Raw genomic sequence first — 16120 nt, 5'->3', positions numbered from 1 at the left:
GGATGGGCGGACAACGCCCTTACTACGAGCTGCGGCACCTGGTCGGCTTCGAGGAGACCAACCTGGTGGGCAATGTCTACTACGTCAACTACGTCCGCTGGCAGGGCCGGTGCCGGGAGATGTTCCTGCGGGACCGGGCCCCGGCCGTGCTGGACGACATCCGAAAAGACCTGAAGCTGTTCACGTTGTCGGTGGGATGCGAGTTCTTCGCCGAGATCACCGCGTTCGACCAGCTGTCGATCCGGATGCGGCTGGAGGACCTGACGCAGACCCAGATCGGCTTCAGCTTCGACTATGTGCGACTGCGCGGTGCGGAGGGCGAGGACGGCGCCGGCGGGCCCGTCGCCGAGGACCTGGTCGCCCGGGGCCGTCAGCGAGTGGCCTGCATGCGCGGGCCCAACACCGACACCCGGCCGACCCGGGTGCCCGAGGCGCTGCGCCGGGCGCTGGAACCGTACGCGCTCCCGGCGACCGGCTCGGCTCCCCCCGGGCCGCTCGCGGTGGCGGCGGGCGGGGGGTGACGGCATGGCCGACGGCCCTGCGGGCGGCCCGTGCCCGCCCGCCCCGGACAGGAGGCCCGCGCTGGAGAACCACCGCCGCGAACTGCGCGGTGTGCTGGGCTCCTTCGCGACCGGCATCACCGTCCTGACGGCCGGCCGGGAACTGCCGAGGGGGATGACGGCGAACTCGTTCACCTCCGTCTCGCTGGACCCGCCGCTGGTGCTGGTGTGCGTGCTGCGCACGGCGGCGCTGCACGACCTGGTGCTGGACGAGAAGGCGTTCGCGGTCTCCGTCCTCTCCGCGGGCCAGGAGCCCGTCGCGCGCCGCTTCGCGGACCGCGGGCGACCGCGCGGCGCCCGGGAGTTCGAGGCGGTGGACACCGAGCCGGGCCGCCGCACCGGCGCCCCGATCCTGTCGGGTGCGCTGGCCTGGCTGGAGTGCGGCCTGGAGGCGGTGTACGACGGCGGGGACCACTCCATCCTGCTCGGTGCCGTGCTCGACGCGGGCCGCGGGCCGGGCGGCGACGCCCTGCTGTTCTACGGCGGAGCCTTCCACCGCCTGGCGCCCTCCGTCGCCTGAGCCGGAGATCCACCGCCTGGCCCCTCCGTCGCCTGAGCCGGAGATCCAGCGCTGCGCCCGGCGGGCCGCGGTCGTCCATCGCGACGACCGCGGCCCGCCGGCGTTCCCGCGCCGGCCGAGCCATGGCGCGGACCGGCCGCTTACGGACGGTGCGCCAGGCGGAGCGGCGTACACCTCGCCCGCGGCGCCGCGATCACCGGCGCGCGGTGATGTTCCTCGCCGCCCCTGCCGGGCGCTCTGAGTGCCGCGCGCACCGGTGCCGAACGGCGCCCTGCGATCACCCCGCCCCGACTGGTACGCCCAGGCGTTCCAGCGAGCGCCGGGCCTGCGCCGGATCGTCCCCCGCGCCCACCAGCAGCCCGTGCACCTGTGAGGCGAAGCAGCAGTCCGCGTCATAGGGCGGTTCGAGGAAGCCGCCCAGTTCCAGCGTGACCAGCCCGTGCAGCCCGATCCACAGGTGATGGGCCACCAGCCGTGCGTCCCCCTCCCGGAAACGGCCCGCCGCCATGGCCGCCGCCACCGCCCGGACCACGGGTTCCAGGGTGTAGCGGCCGTGCTGCCGGTCCTCCTCGTTGAGGCTGAACCCGCCGAACCCCGGCCCGCCGAACATCACGCCGTACAGGTGCCGGTGCTCAAGCGCGTTGCTGTGGTAGGCGAGCCCGAGTGCCGCGATGTCGGCCACGGGGTCACCGGTCGTACCGACCTCGCTCATCCGCCGGTCGAGCCTCGCGAACCCCTCGTGGACCATCGCCCGCACGAGATCGTCCATGCTGCCGAAGTGGGTGTAGACGACGGTGGTCGAGGCACCGACCGCGGAGGCGAGCCGGCGGGTCGTCAGCGCCTGTGGCCCTTCTTCGGCCAGCAGCCGCGCGGCGGCCTCCACGAGATCGGTCCTGAGCCTGGGATTCGCCTGACGTGGGCTCACCCTTGACGTCCCTTCGGTCGTCCGACACCCTGTAGCAAAACTATGTTACGTAACGGCGATACGCTACGTAGGGCGGGACGATGATCGCATCTGAAGCCGAATCGGCCAACCTCTCCGCCGCTCTTCCTCCCAGCCGGGAGATGGTCGTCTGCGCGCCCCCCGTCCGCGGTGTGCTCCCCCCGGCGCTGGACGGCACCTTCCTCACCGTCGGCCCCAACCCGCTACGACGACGGCCCGACGAGCACGTCTTCGCGGGGGACGGCATGGTGCACGGCGTGCGGCTGCGCGACGGCCGCGCCGAGTGGTACCGCAACCGGTGGCTGCGCACCGACCGCGCCGCCCGCATCCTTGGCGAACTGCCGGCCCCCGGCCCCCGGCACGGCCCGAACGACAACGCCAACGCCAACATCGTCCGCCACGCGGGCCGCACCCTCGTCCTCGGCGACGGCGGCCCGCGCCCGCTCCAGATCGACTCCGCCCTCGACACGGTCGCCCGCATCGACTTCGACGGGACACTGCCCGGTGGGTTCGCCGCACACCCGCAGCACGACCCGGTCACCGGCGAGCTCCATGCGATCACGATGTCCCACGAGCCGCCGTACGCCACCTACCTCGTGGTCGACGTGCACGGCCGGGTGCGCCGCTCGGTCCCGGTACCACTGAAGCAGCCGGTCATGACGCACGCGTTCTCCCTGACGGAGCACTACGCACTCGTCTACGACCTCCCCGTGGTGTTCAGCCCCGCCGCCGCGGCGGCCGGCTCGCGCGTGCCCTACCTCTGGAACGACGGTCACGGCGCCCGCCTCGGGCTGCTTCCGCGCAGCGGCGGGCCCGACGACATCCTCTGGGTCGAGCTGTCGCCGTGCTTCGTCTTCCACCCCGTCAACGCCTACGAGTCGGGCCGTCACCTCCTCGTCGACGTGATCCGCCACCCGCGCGTCTTCGATCGCGACCCGCACCGCCCCGGTGAGACGCCCCCCACCCTGGTCCGCTGGACGGTGGACGCGGCCGCGGGCACCGTGGTCGAGGAACAGCTCTCCGACCTCGTCCAGGAGTCCCCGGTGATCGACGAACGGGTGCGCGGCGCCCGGCACCGCTTCGCCTTCACCACGGCCCTCGACCCGACCGGCCGTGAACTGCTCGGCGGCCCGGCACTGTTGCGCCACGACCTCACTGCCGGGCGGACCGACACCCATGCGCTGCCCCCGGGCCGCACGACCGGCGAGGCCGTCTTCGTCCCGCGCGGGCCCCGCGCCCCCGAGGGCGACGGCTGGCTGCTGAGCATGGTCATCGACGGCCGGACGGGGTGCGGCGAGCTGATGGTCCTCGACACCGCCGACTTCACCGGCCGCCCGGCCGCCGTGGTCCCGCTGCCGGTCCGGGGGCCGCACGGTTTCCACGCGGTGTGGGTGCACGGCGACTGACCGGGGCGAACTCCAGCGCGGCTCACGCCGGTCACGCCCTCGCGCTAGGGAACTGGCGGCGGCCCGACTCCTGACGCCGCGCGCCCGCGGGGAGTGCTCCTCGGCGCGGGCGGTGGCATGAGATGGCGCTTGGCGAGCAGGGCGAGCAGTCCGTAACCACCGACGAGCAGCAGAGCCGTGAGGATCCATTCGCGGGATCCCCCGGGGCCGTAGACCCGCCCCGGGTTCCCCACGTCGACAGCCGCGATCTCCTGCCCGGCCGCCAGCGAGTCGCGGCCGCGTCCGTACAACCTGATCGGATCGCGCAGGTGTGTGCCCTCGGCGGAACGGAACGAGCCGACCCACTCACACGTCTCGTGACCCGGATGCCGTACGCAGGACAACTGCCGGGCGGTGAACGTCCCCGGGACGCCGTCGCCCGTCGCCGCGCGCACCGCGTTGCCCACATTGAGCAGCGAGACCCACAGCAGTACACACGCCGCCATCAGCAGCACGAGGGACACGAAGCCCGACGGTCGCCTGGCCCCCGCGCCGCTCAACGGGTGCGCTCCCCCCTCATGCCCGCGCCGCACAGGTGCAGCGGGCCGCCGCGTTGTCCGCCCGGTCCGTCCGCGTGTGCAGGATCATGGCGATCACCATGGGCAGGGTGACGAGTGCGTTGTAGAACAGGTGCAGTTCCACCCGGGGTGCGAGCAGTTGGACGATACTCGTCGGCACGGCGCGGCCGGCCAGATGCACGCCGGAGAGTGCCTGGACGAGCAGCAGCAGGTGCTCGAAGTGGTGCCAGAGCTGGATGACGAGGGTGATGTCCCACCACGTGCGGGAGGTGCCGGTGAACCCCGGGCGCAGCACCACGAAGCCGACGAGCATGATCAGGGCGTAGCCGTAGTGCATCCACTCCGAGGTGACCAACCAGGGGAACGGGACCCCGAGAACGCCCCTCGCCTCGGGTACGGGCCAGCCCATGACGTATATCTGGGCAGCCTGGGCGAGGTGCTCCCCCCAGTGCGCAAGGACGATGACGAGAAAGACCCGCAACCCGATCTTGTGTAACCGGCCGTTGAGGATGCCGATGCCTTCGCGCATCCGGTACAGCACCGCGGTGTTGGCTGACACAGGGAACCTCCGTGGCTCGCGTCCAGGGGCCCATCACAACAATCGGCACCATGCCACGTCTTCTTCGTGCGTGCCAGGTTGAGCCGGTGCACACCAGGGCGGCTGAAGGAGCACGTACCGGAGCTCAAGCGGCGCACATCACTTCGCTGTACGCGCTCGGCGGGGCCACCTCGTGAGGGTCGCGGAGCCGGGGCGTGCCGCCGGGATGCGGCACGCCCCGGTTCCGGCTCGGGAGCGGTCAGGAGAGGATCGGATGATCAATCGCCACATTGAGGCTCTGCCCCCGGTTCGGGGTACCGAAGACGGGGAGGACGGCGACGCCGTCCGCGGCGGCGCGCTCGGCGAACTGCCAGTACTCTCGCTCGGAGCCGTCGGCCGCCGACATGATCACAATGATTCCGGACCCATGGGCGGCCATCCGCTCGGCGACCATTGTGGCGGCCGTCAGCTGGGCGTCGGCATTCTCGCCCTCAAGTGCCACGACGGCGACGTCGATGCCGCCGGTCCACTCCGCCAGCTCGGCTGTGTACTCCTCGATTTGACGGTGGTCGGAAAGGTCGACCTGGGACGCCTCGGCGACGGCGCCGGCATCGATTATCTGGCGGGCTGCCGCTTCGGCTTTCGCCCGTGAAGAATCTGCGAGGAATATCAGTGCGCGCTGGCCGGCAAACGCCCTGATTATCGCGGCGCTGTGTGCTGCCGTGACACCATATACGACCACCGTCTTGTCCTCAAGGAGCACGAAACACTTCCTAACCATGTCCGGCAGTTGCGAGAACCGCACCGCTCCGACCTCGGGAGTAGCGGCTACCTTCCCATGGGGTGCTGCGGGTCTTGCTCCTTTTCGGACGGCTCGCTACGCGGCCGTCATTCGAATGGTCGTCGGAATAATTAGGGGAATGTCGGCTCGGAAGGTGGGGAGGCGCTGGTCACAGGCGATCATGTCAGCGTCAGGTGCGGTGCGTCTGCATGTGCGCGGTGGCCGGAAGGGGATTGTAAAGGAGACCGAATCAGTGCCGCAGGGAATTGAGGATCCGCTGCAAGCCCAGCCTGATAGGTGATTTTATGCGCTATCGACGTATTGCGGAAAAACCCGGGCGAGCCGCTCACTGTGAATGATCCCGCCCGCGTGGCCGGGATCGGCGCGCAGTGCTTTCTCGCATTCCCGCGTGCGGCCCTTCGGTCGGAGCACAACACAGCGAAGCTCCGGTCGACGGGGGTGACCTGGGAGTCACCCGCGTCGACCGGAGCTTCGCTCTTCGGGTCGACCAGTGCTGGCTAGCGCACCAGCTGGGCCGCTCTGGGGGCTGTCCGCTCCAGCCACCAGTGGGCGATCAGGAGGTTGATCACCCAACTCGCCCAGGTGGAGAGTTCGAGCACGAACGAGAGGGGGACCCGGAACCCCGGGAAGGCCTGCATCAGTTCCGCCAGCACTCGGCCCCAGGTGGTGCCGAGGGAGATGGCGAAGCTGTAGACCATCCAGCGGCGGTGGTCGACGTACCGGCGCCGGCGGACGGCGCGGTAGCCGAGCACGGTGGTCGTGATCCACAACACCCCCGACAGGGTCAGCCCGAACGCACCGAACGGGGCCTGGCTGAAGGGCACGAGGGCGAACGCCAGCAATGTGGTGGGCAGTACGGCGGCGAAAAGGTAGACCCGGCCGCTCACCCGGTGCACCCGCGGGTGGTGACGGCGTATCCAGGGCAGGATCTGGAGGAAGACCGTCACCAGAGCGAGGTTCCCGAGGACGGCGTGCACCACCACGACCGGGTAGTGCTGCGTGAAGTGCGGGTCCAGTGGGATGCGGGACTGCTGGGGATCGCCGCTCAGGTAACGGGGGAAGGCGTACAGCAGGTTGAACACCACGAGGACGGCCAGTGCCGCCACCCACGGACTGTGCCACCAGCGTGGCGCCGACCCCGCCGGGGGCCGGGCGCCCGGTCCGCGGTGCTCCGCCTGGGTGGCCGGAGCACCGGTCGCCTCTCTGTTCTGTGTCACCGCGGAGCCTCGACTTTCCTCTGGGGGCGGGGAGTGGGTCCGGGGCATCCCGGTCAGTGGTGGTACTCGCCGGCGTTGGCGTCCAGGCAGTGACCGGTGATGGCGCGGGCCATGTCGGACAGGAGGAAGAGCACCACATCCGCGATCTCGTCCGGTTCAGGCAGCCGGCCGAGGTCGAGGGTGGCCGCTATCTCGTCGTAGATGTCCTGCACGGTGACACCGCGCTGCTCCGCCCAGTGACCGAAGCCCTCACGCAGGGCGTCCGCCCAGATGTAACCGGGGGCGACGGTGTTCACCCGGATGCCCTGGGAACCGAGTTCGGTGGCCAGGCTCTGGGCGAGGGCCAGCAGGGCGGCCTTGCTCATCTTGTAGGCGCCGAAAAGCCGCTTGGAGTGGCGCAGCACCGCCGAATTGATCATCACGACCGAACCGCGGCTGTCGGCCAGCGCGGGTGCGAACAGCCGGGTGAGCCGCAGTGCGGCGTACACATTGGTCTCGAAACCGGCGCGCACGTCGGTGAGGTCGACATCGACGAGGTCGGTCAGCGGCGGCACGGCGAAGGCGTTGTTGACGAGCCCGTCGACCCGGCCGAACGTCTCCGACACCGCCGTGGCCAGGGCGGCGGCCGACGTCTCGTCGGTGATGTCGGTCGGCACGGCGAGGGCCCGGCGACCGGTCTTCTCGATCTCGGCGGCGATCTCCTTCAGTCGGGACTCCGTTCGAGCGGCGAGGACGACGTCCGCCCCCGACCGCGCCGCCCGGAGGGCGACTGCCCGCCCCAGACCGGGACCGACTCCGGAGACGACGATGACCTTGTTCTCAAGCACGGTGTTCCTCCGGCGGTTGGCCTAGGCGGACGGGAGTTCGATCGACAGTGCGTGACGGAAGACGTTGCGGGGGTCGTAGCGCCGCTTGACCTGCTGGAGGCGCGGATAGTTGTCGCCGTAGTAGATCGACGACCACGGCACGCCCGAGGAGTTCCAGGCCGGATCGGCCAGATCGACGTCGGGATAGCCGATGTACGCGCCGTCGTTGACGTCGTCGGGGACGGGCACTCCGCCGGTGCCGGCGTAGACGTCCCGGTAGAACCGCCGCATCCATGCGATGTTGGCCTCGTCCTGATCCTCGGACTGCCAGACTCCGCCGCTGTAGACGACCTTGAGTATGGAGTCCCGCTGGGCGGTGGCCGTGGCGTCCGGGGCGACCGTGTTGACCTTCCCGCCGTAGCCCGCGACGACGACGCACGTCGTCGGATTCGACCGGCCTGGATCAGTCAGGTAGCGGTAGATGGTTTGTCGCTGGTGCGCGGTGAAGCCCTTGCGGAAGTTGCCCGACTTGTCCTTGTAGCGGCCCTTGGGATCGTTCGGAAAGCTGTACGAGGGCATCCAGGAGCTGAACCACGGGACGATCTCCGCGCTGTGCGTCACGGGGTCGACACCGACGCCCCTGGTGACGGACCGGTACTGCTCGTCGAAGACGGTCTCGGCGTCCGGTCCGTCGGCGTCGATCACCGCCGTCATCCCGAACATCCCGGAGGACTGGTGGGTGGCGATGAGATTGCTCCAGAGTCCCGCTGCCGGACCGTCGGCGTCGTCGTTCTTCTCGTACCAGTCGCAGTAGTTGCGCAGCAGCGTGCCGAAGGCGTCCTCGGTCATGCCTTCCCAGGGCCACATGACGGTGCGCCTGCGCACCCGGGCCGGGGCCTTGGGCAGGAGTCCGGCGGGGTCGTCGGAGTCGGCGCCCGGCGTGCGCAGCCAATACCGCGTCACGACCCCGAAGTTGCCGCCGCCACCGCCGGTGTGTGCCCACCACAGGTCCCGGTGCGGGTCGTCACGGTCGGCGGTGGCGACCATGGCCCGGGCCCGGCCGGATGCGTCGACCACCACCACCTCGACGGCGTACAGGTGGTCGACCACCAGGCCGTCACGGCGCGACAGGTGGCCGTAGCCACCGCCCAGGACGTGGCCGCCGGCGCCGACCTCGAAGCAGGTGCCGCCGGGAATGGTCACCCCCCAGCGCTTGAACAGGGTGCGATAGACCTCACCCAGGGTGGCCCCGGCCCCCACCTCGACGGCGCGGAGCCGCCGGTCGTGCGCGATGCCGTTCAGCTGGGACAGGTCGAGCAGGACATCGATCCCGGGGTCGGCGGTGAAGTTCTCGAAGCAGTGCCCTCCGCTGCGGACCCCGATCCGCTTGCCGGCGGCCACCGCGTGCCCGACCGCTGTCACCACCCCCTCGGTGTCCAAGGGCAGGCACACCTGTTCGGGCACGCCCGTAAAGCGGTGGTTGTAGCTCTGGACGAGGTTCTCGTAGCGGGCGTCCCCGGGCTCGATCACCAGCAGGGACGTCGGTTCTCCGGCCGTGTGCGTCACGCTTGTTCGCGCCTTCCTGTATCCGGTGCCGCAGCAGACGTTCGCACGGCGGTGGCCCGGGCCACATCTCGTGCCTTGCGCAGCTCCTCCCGTGGCGTGTCCTGCGGACCGAGTGGCTGCGGCCGCTCTCCGCCGCGGCCGGCGAGTGACGTCGCCAGCGCCAAGGCATCGGTGCGCACCTGGCCTTGGAGCCTCGGCCGCTGCCCGGTGTCCGCATACTTCCTGGGTGCGGCGCCACTGGTACGGCGGAGCACGGTCATGCTGTTCTGCCGCAGCTTGTGGCTCTCCAGCAGGCTCAGCACCTCGAACTCGCCGGGACGCAGCCGCTGGCTCTCCGCGATGTACTGGAGGATGGCCTCCCCCTCCGGGTAGGTCATCAGGTAGTGCATGACCACGATCCCGCCATCGGGATTGATCAACTCCCAGCAGTTCTCGAAGAAGTAGAGGCAGTCCCAGGCGTCCACCCAGGCGAAGTCGATGGGCCGGAATGCGTCGGGGAGGCGTTCGACGGCGCTGCGCAGATCCGCGTTGACCACGGTGACCCGGTCGGCCAGGCCGAGGTCGGCCAGTGCCCGCGTCACCTGGGGGGCCGACGAACCGGCGTCGGAGAAGTCGTCGATCGCAACGAGCCTGGGCCGGTAGGGCTCACGGTAGTGGGAAGGCACCAGCAGCGCGGGCTCGGCCTGTATCCAATCCTCGTCCAGTTCCCGGCCGTCTTCGAGGTACGGCACGGTCTTGCGGGCCAGCCCTTCGGCCTCGGCCGCGGCCAGCTCCTCGGCCTCGGACAGCGCACGCGCCAGGAACGGGGTGGTGTGCCCCATGCCGATCTCCAGCACCCGGTGCGGCCGCACCAGATGGATCAAGGAGGAGAGGAGCGGCGCCACCACCTCGGTTCCCATGCCGGGCATCCGCAGCCGCTCGACCACGTCCCGGAACCGCCGGTCGGCCGACGCCTCAGGTGCCATGGCCGGTACCCCTGCCCTGCTCGTACTCGACGGCTTGGTAGAGCGCCTTGACGTTGCCGCTGCCGAAGGAGCGTGCCCCCATCCGTTCGATGATCTCCAGGAAGAGGGTGCCCTTCGGGTGCACGGACCGGGTGAAGATCTGGAACAGCTGCCCGTCGTGATCCTCGTCGATCAGGATGTTCAGGCGCTCCAGCTCGGACACCGCATGCCTCATCGGCGTCAGGCGGTCGGCCAGGACGCGGTAGTAGGCCCCCGGGGTGGGCAGGAAGTCCACGCCATGGGCGGCGAGCGAGTCCACCGAGCGCACGATGTCGTCCGTGGTGAAGGCGATGTGCTGCACCCCGGGCCCGTTGTGACTTTTCAGGAACTCGTCCAGATGGCCGGTCGCCTTGGACGGATCGGGTGTGACCAGTGTGAAGGTGACCCCACCGGAGCGGCTCTCGATCGCTTTGGTGATCATCACCTGGCCGTCGACCTCGATCCGCTCGGTGAAGATCGGCTCGAAGTCCAGCACCGTCCGGTAGAAGTCGACCGTCGAGTCCATCTTCCCGGGCTCGATGACGATGGCGAAGTGGTCGATCTCGCGCAGACCGCGGTCCGGTCCGGTAGGACCCTGCTCGACCGGCGCGAGGCCGGGCAGGGCGAGGCCGTCGCCGCCCTCGGAGCGCTGGACGAACGTGTGCGCGATATCGCCGACGCCCGTGATGGTCGCGGTGACCAGGTCGCCGTGAGCCGTCGGAGCCGACACCGGCCGGGCGCCGCGGCGGACCGCCTCGGCGAAGGCGGCGCGCGCGTCCGGGACGCGCAGCGCGATGTCGGCCACCCCGTCGCCGTGCTTGTCCAGGTAATCCGCCGCGGGATGAGCGCCCGCGACGGGCTGGCTCAGCACCAGCCGTATGCCGTGGCGGCCCAGCGCCACCGAGCGTGCCCCGGCCGTCTCCGGCTCGCCGTCCGAGCGCGCGTACACCGTCAGGCCATAACCCCGGGACAGCCACTCGGTCGAGCCGGGGAGGTCCGTGACATGGAACGTGACATGGTCGACGGCCATCCCCGAGAAGGCCGAAGCCGCCGCATCCGTTCCTCCGCTCATCGTCGTCTCCTTGTTCCTGCGCAGGCGCTGCGCGAGAGAGCGCGGCCTGAGGTCCGTCCAGTGCTCGTTGACGTAGGCCAGTGACGTGGCGCGGTCGGCCGGAGGGTGGGCGACGGTCCACCCTTGTGGCACCGTCGCGGCGGCCGGCCAGAGCGAGTGCTGGCCCTCCGCGTTGACCAGTACGGAGAACGCGGCGTGCTCATCGTCGAAGGGATCGGTCATCGTTGTCTCCTTCCGTCCGCCCCTCCGGCACCCGCCCGGTCGACCCCAGGAGGTCGTCCAGGGCGAGCACCGTCGGCGCGTCGAAGAACTGGGTGATCGTCAGGTCCGTGTCGAACACCGACCGGATACGGCTGACCAGGTGCATCGCCGCCAGAGACTGCCCGCCCAGGTCGAAGAAGCTGTCGTCGATCCCCACCCGGGGCACCGCCAGCGCCTCCGCGAAGAGCGCGCACAGCGTCTGCTGCCGCTCGTTCAGCGGCGCCCGGCCGGTGGGGCCCGTCTGCGGCCCGGGCGGCGGCAGAGCCCGCCGGTCCACCTTGCCGTTGGGGGTGAGAGGCAGTTCCGGTACGGCGACGAAGGCTGTGGGCACCATGTAGTCGGGCAGCAGCCTGGCCATGTGGGCCCGCAGTGCGGCGGCGTCGACGTCGCCCCCCGCCGGCACGTGGTACGCCACGAGTTGCCGGTCCCCGGCTGCCGACGCCACCCCCGCCACCGCGGCGTGCCTGATGCCCGGAAAGCGCGCCAGCGCCGCTTCCACCTCGGCGAGCTCGACCCGGAAGCCCCTCACCTTGAGCTGCTGGTCGGCCCGGCCGAGATACTCCAGCACACCGTCGTGGCCCAGGCGCACCAGGTCCCCGGTCCGGTACATCCGCTCTCCGGGTGCGCCGAACGGGTCCGCCACGAACCGCTCGGCCGTCAGGTCGGGCCGGCCGAAGTACCCGCGCGCCACACCGCGCCCCGAGATGTGCAGTTCACCGACCTCGCCGGCCGGAACGGCGCGCAGCTCCGCGTCGAGGACCCGGAGTCGTACGTTGTCCATCGGCCGTCCCACCGGCACGGGACCCTCGATCCGCAAGGGTGCGGTCATCGGCAGATGGGTGCTGAACAGTGTCGCCTCGGTCGCGCCGTACATGGCCCGCACCACCAGATCCGGGTTGTGCTCAAGCGCGTGCCGGACGGCGGCCGGTGCGATGACGTCGCCCCCGGTCAGCACCTCGCGCACCCCGGCGAGACACCCTGGGTCCTCCTCCATCAGAACCCGGAACAGACCGGCGGTCAGATGGACGCCGGTGATCCGCTCTTCGGCGATCAGCCGGCGGATGACGGCCACGTCGAGGTCGCCCGGCGGTGGCACCGCGATGCGCCCGCCGTGCAGCAGCGGAACCCAGAGCTCGTAGGTGGAGACATTGAAGGCGTAGGGCGCCAGCATCAGCACCCGCTCGTGCCGGCCACCGTCCCAGATCGAGTCGAGCACCAGGCCGAGCGCCTCCTTGTGGGTGACGGCGACCCCCTTGGGCACGCCCGTCGAGCCGGAGGTGTGGATCACGTACGCCAGTTGCGCCGGGTCGACGGGGACGGCGCAGTCCCCCGCCGGGTACTCGGCGAGGCCCTTGTCACCCTCGACGGTCACGACCGCGGCGCCCTCCGGGATGCCGCGCCCGCGCATCGCCTCGTCCACCAGCAGGACGGGCGCCGCGCAGTGATCCATGATCAGCTGCATGCGCCGCAACGGGTACGCGCTGTGCAGCGGGAGGTAGCAGCCACCGGCCTTGAGCACCGCCAGGATCGCCACCACCACGTCCACGGAGCGCTGCATCAGCACCGCCACCGGCGTCTCGGTCCGTACCCCGAGCTCTCCCAGCCGGTGTGCGAGCCGGTTCGCGCGCTCGTTCAGCTCCCGGTAGGTCAGGCGGTGGTCCCCGGACGAGACCGCGATCGCATCCGGCGTCCTGAGTGCCTGTTCGGCGAGTCTCCCGTGCAGGGAAGGGGAAGCCATGATTCGTCTCCGATGTGTGGAATCAGCTGTCGAGGAGTTCCTGAACGGATTGCCGCAGGTCGGGGAACGAGGAAAGGTCCGGTGCCGTCCATCCGTTGAGGTCGTATTCCGCCAGGCACTCGTCGACGAGACCCTTGTAGGAATCCACCTGTCCATTGGCCATCTGTGAGAACAGCAGCTCGATGCGGGTGTTCTCGTGATTGCCCGCGTAGTTGCGCTCGTAGAGTTCATGGCGCCCGCCGAACTCGCTGCCCACGGCGTCCCACAGCAGTTTCATCAGCTTGACGCGCTCCACCGCGTCGACGCCGCCGGAGCCGCGGACGTACTTGTCCAGATAGGGCCGGATCTCCGGATTGGCGAAATCCCTGGAACTGGAGTTGACATAGATCAGCCCGCTGGCCACGTCCTGCAGCACGATCTCCCTGATGCGTGGATAACCGACCTGCATGAACCAGCGGTAGGCAAGGCCGTACTGCGGGTTGGGGAGCACGGCGCCGTTGTGCCAGGCAACCGGGTTCCGGGCCGCGGCGTCCGAAAGGCCCCAGAACAGGTTGCGCCACGCCAATACCTCACCGATACGGCTCTGGACACCGCGGAAGTCGCTCGTGCCGGTGATCTCCAGGGCCTTGGCCAGCAGTCCGGCGATGAATTCCAGCTTCACCGCGAGCCTGGTGCAGCCGTGGAAGGTGAAACGCTCGATGAAGCCGGACTGGCCGGTGAACATGCGGATCTTCTCCGGCCGGCCGTAGACGAAGACGTTCTCCCAGGGGATGAGCACCTTGTCGAGCACCAGGATGGTGTCGTTCTCGTCCAGCCGTGAGGAGAGCGGGTAGTCGAAGGGGCTGCCCGTCGCCGCCGCCGTCGCGGTGTAGGAGGTGCGGCAGATCAGCTTCATACCGGGGGCGTTCATCGGCACCGTGGCGACCAGCGCGAACGTGCGGTCCTTGATCGGCAGGCCGTAGTGGGCGATGAAGTTGTAATGCGTCAGAGCCGAGCCGGTCGCCACGACCTTGGCCCCTGACACCACCAGGCCGGCGTCCGTCTCCCGCTCGGCATGGACGAAGACATCGGCCACCTGGTCCGGCGGCAGGCTGCGGTCGACCGGTGGGTGCACGATCGCGTGGTTCCAGTACAGGACCTTCTCCTGCGATTCGGCGTACCAGCGGCGTGCGTTGTCGGCGAACGGCTCGTAGAATTCCGCGTTCGCGCCGAGCGTGCCGAGAAACGATGCCTTGTAATCGGGGCTGCGGCCCATCCAGCCGTAACTCAGGCGCGCCCAGGCGGCAATGGCCTGCTGGGCGCCGACCAAATCCTCGCTGCTGTGCGGGGTGGTGAAGAACCGGTGCGTGAAACCGTCGCTTCCGGTATCGGTCGGTGCCGTCAGCACCGGTTGCTGCCGCGGATCGTGCAGGGCGTCGTAGAGCCGGGCGACCATCCGGGCCGGATTGTGGAATGCGGGATGCCTGGTGATGTCCTTGACGCGCTCTCCGTAGAGGTAGATCTCACGGTCGTCGCGGAGGCTTTCCAGATATTCCTGACCGTTCAGCGGGCGGGTCTTCCGTCCGGTTCCGTCACTGGTGCCCCGACCCTCGGTCACAGACGCCTCCCGTTGCCGCAGTCTCGAAGGAACATCTCAGAGCGTGGCATCCCGAGCGCCCGCCGAGCTTCTTTCAGCATGCGCGGCCCGAACGCCGCGCCACGTTCAACTGGGCAATCTCGAAGATGCTCAGACCGGGAGCCGCGCAAATCATGGGCAGGGCCGTCCGGCAAGACCTCCAAAGGAGAACACCCGAATGTGGAACCGCATGGACATTGACATCTGGGTGCCGCTCTACCCCTTCATGCCGTACTTCCTCGACCGAACCCGTGAGTTGGCCGAGCAGTTCACAGCCGCACACCCCGAATACCGGATACGGGTGAGGGGTGAGGACTGGCTGACGCTTCCGCAGGCCGTGCACGACGCGGCCCGCCAGGGTGCCGCTCCGACCATCGCGCAGTACTTCTACACCTCGACCCAGGAGGCCCTCGACGCGCGCAAGCCGAACGGAGAACCCCTGTTCACTCCGGTGGAGCGAGCGATCGCGGGCCGCACCGAGATCCTCGGTGAACCCGTGGTCCTCGACGACATCACCCCGGCGGCCCGCCGGTACTACACCTTCGACGGCGAAGTGGCGGCCATGCCCCCGCTCACCTCGACCACCCTGCTCTACGCCAACACCGACCTGCTGGCCCGCGCCGGTATCGACGACGTACCGCGGACCTGGGCGGAGCTGGAGGCCGCCTGCCGGGCCGTCGTCAGGGTGGCGGACGGCCCGACCCACGGGATCAGCTGGCCCAACCACGGGTGGCTGTTCCAGCAGGCGGCGGCCCAGCAGGGCGCGCTGCTCGCCGACCACGACAACGGCCGGTCCGGCCGGGCCGCGACCATGTACCTCGACTCGGACGCGATGCTGGCCTACTTCCACTGGTGGCGACGGATGCACCGGGACGGGCTGTACCTCTACCGCGGCAGGCCGACGTCCACGCAGAGCGACTGGGAGGCCAACTTCCGCGCGTTCGCCGACCAGCGGGTCGCCTTCACCCTCACCACCTCGGTCGAGGCGGAACGCATCGTCGGAGCCGGCCGGGACGGCGGCTTCACGGTGCGGGCCTGCCGGATGCCGTACAACGAGCAGGTGCCCTACGCGGGCAACGTGATCGGCGGAGACGCACTGTGGCTGGCGGACGGTTTGGACCCGGACACCATGGACGGTGCGCTGGCCTTCATGCAGTACCTCAACGCCCCCAGGGCCGCCGCCGACCGCCACCGGGACACCGGGTTCATCGCGGTCACCGACGGCGCGGCCCAACTGCTCGACCAGGAAGGCTGGTTCAAGGAGAACCCGCACTTCCGCACGGCCCTGGACCAGCTTGCCGCCAACGACGGATCCCCCGCCGCGCGCGGCGCGGTGCTCGGGGACTTCGCGGAAATCCAACGCGTGCTGACCCAGGCCATGCACGACGTCCTGGTCTCCGACGTGGACGTGCGGGACCGGCTGGCCCGCGCCAACTCCCAGGCCCAGCGTGTGCTGGACGACTACGACGCCGCCTGCCGCGGGCTGCGGCCCAGGGGCCCGATCACCGTCGGCTGAGCCCGGGGAGGGCGGGGCGA

15 protein-coding genes are annotated in these 16120 nt (G+C 69.9%); 4 read left to right on the top strand and 11 right to left on the bottom strand.

The window, feature by feature from the left end; translation table 11 throughout:
• Positions 1-2 precede the first annotated feature (2 nt).
• Complete coding sequence (locus tag QWM81_RS01870) at positions 3-521, top strand: acyl-CoA thioesterase (RefSeq protein WP_290109615.1); 519 nt, start codon at positions 3-5, stop codon at positions 519-521.
• A gap of 4 nt (positions 522-525) precedes the next feature.
• The gene (locus tag QWM81_RS01865) at positions 526-1080 is read left to right on the top strand and encodes a flavin reductase family protein (protein WP_290109614.1); all 555 of its coding nucleotides are present in this window, start codon (positions 526-528) and stop codon (positions 1078-1080) included.
• A gap of 277 nt (positions 1081-1357) precedes the next feature.
• Here QWM81_RS01865 and QWM81_RS01860 read toward each other — a convergent pair whose 3' ends face one another.
• Positions 1358-2005: a TetR/AcrR family transcriptional regulator gene (locus QWM81_RS01860; protein WP_290109613.1), complete on the bottom strand. Its 648-nt coding sequence runs from the start codon at positions 2003-2005 to the stop codon at positions 1358-1360.
• 80 nt (positions 2006-2085) lie between these two features.
• Between QWM81_RS01860 and QWM81_RS01855 the strand changes: the two genes are divergently transcribed.
• Entirely contained in the window at positions 2086-3429 is a 1344-nt protein-coding gene (locus QWM81_RS01855; RefSeq protein ID WP_290109612.1) for a carotenoid oxygenase family protein, read from the top strand.
• Positions 3430-3473: 44 nt separating this feature from the next.
• Here the strand turns inward: QWM81_RS01855 and QWM81_RS01850 are convergent, their stop codons facing one another.
• The 10 genes from QWM81_RS01850 to QWM81_RS01805 form a co-directional block, all read right to left on the bottom strand.
• Positions 3474-3932 (bottom strand): hypothetical protein, encoded by a 459-nt coding sequence (locus QWM81_RS01850; RefSeq protein WP_290109611.1) that lies wholly within the window; start codon positions 3930-3932, stop codon positions 3474-3476.
• A 52-nt stretch (positions 3933-3984) separates the two neighbouring features.
• The gene (locus QWM81_RS01845) at positions 3985-4545 is read right to left on the bottom strand and encodes a hypothetical protein (protein ID WP_290109610.1); all 561 of its coding nucleotides are present in this window, start codon (positions 4543-4545) and stop codon (positions 3985-3987) included.
• A gap of 238 nt (positions 4546-4783) precedes the next feature.
• Positions 4784-5329 (bottom strand): SDR family NAD(P)-dependent oxidoreductase, encoded by a 546-nt coding sequence (locus QWM81_RS01840; protein WP_290109609.1) that lies wholly within the window; start codon positions 5327-5329, stop codon positions 4784-4786.
• Positions 5330-5823: 494 nt separating this feature from the next.
• Positions 5824-6432 carry a DUF2306 domain-containing protein gene (locus tag QWM81_RS01835; protein WP_290109608.1) on the bottom strand — a complete coding sequence of 203 codons (609 nt, stop codon included), beginning with the start codon at positions 6430-6432 and terminating at the stop codon, positions 5824-5826.
• Positions 6433-6596: 164 nt separating this feature from the next.
• Positions 6597-7370: an SDR family oxidoreductase gene (locus tag QWM81_RS01830; protein WP_290109607.1), complete on the bottom strand. Its 774-nt coding sequence runs from the start codon at positions 7368-7370 to the stop codon at positions 6597-6599.
• A 21-nt stretch (positions 7371-7391) separates the two neighbouring features.
• Entirely contained in the window at positions 7392-8915 is a 1524-nt protein-coding gene (locus tag QWM81_RS01825; protein WP_290109606.1) for an FAD-binding oxidoreductase, read from the bottom strand.
• Positions 8912-9880 (bottom strand): class I SAM-dependent methyltransferase, encoded by a 969-nt coding sequence (locus QWM81_RS01820; protein ID WP_290109605.1) that lies wholly within the window; start codon positions 9878-9880, stop codon positions 8912-8914. The genes QWM81_RS01825 and QWM81_RS01820 overlap by 4 nt, the downstream gene beginning before the upstream one ends.
• The gene (gene hppD, locus QWM81_RS01815; RefSeq protein ID WP_290109604.1) at positions 9870-11192 is read right to left on the bottom strand and encodes a 4-hydroxyphenylpyruvate dioxygenase; all 1323 of its coding nucleotides are present in this window, start codon (positions 11190-11192) and stop codon (positions 9870-9872) included. Before hppD ends, QWM81_RS01820 begins: the two co-directional genes overlap by 11 nt.
• Positions 11170-12969 carry a non-ribosomal peptide synthetase gene (locus tag QWM81_RS01810; protein WP_290109603.1) on the bottom strand — a complete coding sequence of 600 codons (1800 nt, stop codon included), beginning with the start codon at positions 12967-12969 and terminating at the stop codon, positions 11170-11172. Before QWM81_RS01810 ends, hppD begins: the two co-directional genes overlap by 23 nt.
• 22 nt (positions 12970-12991) lie before the next feature.
• Positions 12992-14566, bottom strand: coding sequence for a 4-hydroxyphenylacetate 3-hydroxylase family protein (locus tag QWM81_RS01805; RefSeq protein WP_290109602.1), 1575 nt, complete (start codon positions 14564-14566; stop codon positions 12992-12994).
• 208 nt (positions 14567-14774) lie between these two features.
• Here QWM81_RS01805 and QWM81_RS01800 point away from each other — a divergent pair, with 208 nt between their 5' ends.
• Positions 14775-16100, top strand: coding sequence for an extracellular solute-binding protein (locus tag QWM81_RS01800; RefSeq protein ID WP_290109600.1), 1326 nt, complete (start codon positions 14775-14777; stop codon positions 16098-16100).
• Positions 16101-16120 lie beyond the last annotated feature (20 nt).

Origin of the sequence: Streptomyces ficellus, from assembly GCF_030406405.1 — a bacterium.
Lineage (GTDB): Bacteria > Actinomycetota > Actinomycetes > Streptomycetales > Streptomycetaceae > Streptomyces > Streptomyces ficellus_B.
This window is presented reverse-complemented; position numbering and strand designations above follow the sequence as displayed.

Coding starts and splice junctions, on each gene's coding strand:
- QWM81_RS01870 (WP_290109615.1), top strand. CDS start 3: ATGGGCGGACAACGCCCTTACTACGAGCTGCGGCACCTGGTCGGCTTC.
- QWM81_RS01865 (WP_290109614.1), top strand. CDS start 526: ATGGCCGACGGCCCTGCGGGCGGCCCGTGCCCGCCCGCCCCGGACAGG.
- QWM81_RS01800 (WP_290109600.1), top strand. CDS start 14,775: ATGGACATTGACATCTGGGTGCCGCTCTACCCCTTCATGCCGTACTTC.
- hppD (WP_290109604.1), bottom strand. CDS start 11,192: ATGACCGATCCCTTCGACGATGAGCACGCCGCGTTCTCCGTACTGGTC.
- QWM81_RS01855 (WP_290109612.1), top strand. CDS start 2,086: ATGATCGCATCTGAAGCCGAATCGGCCAACCTCTCCGCCGCTCTTCCT.
- QWM81_RS01820 (WP_290109605.1), bottom strand. CDS start 9,880: ATGGCACCTGAGGCGTCGGCCGACCGGCGGTTCCGGGACGTGGTCGAG.
- QWM81_RS01810 (WP_290109603.1), bottom strand. CDS start 12,969: ATGGCTTCCCCTTCCCTGCACGGGAGACTCGCCGAACAGGCACTCAGG.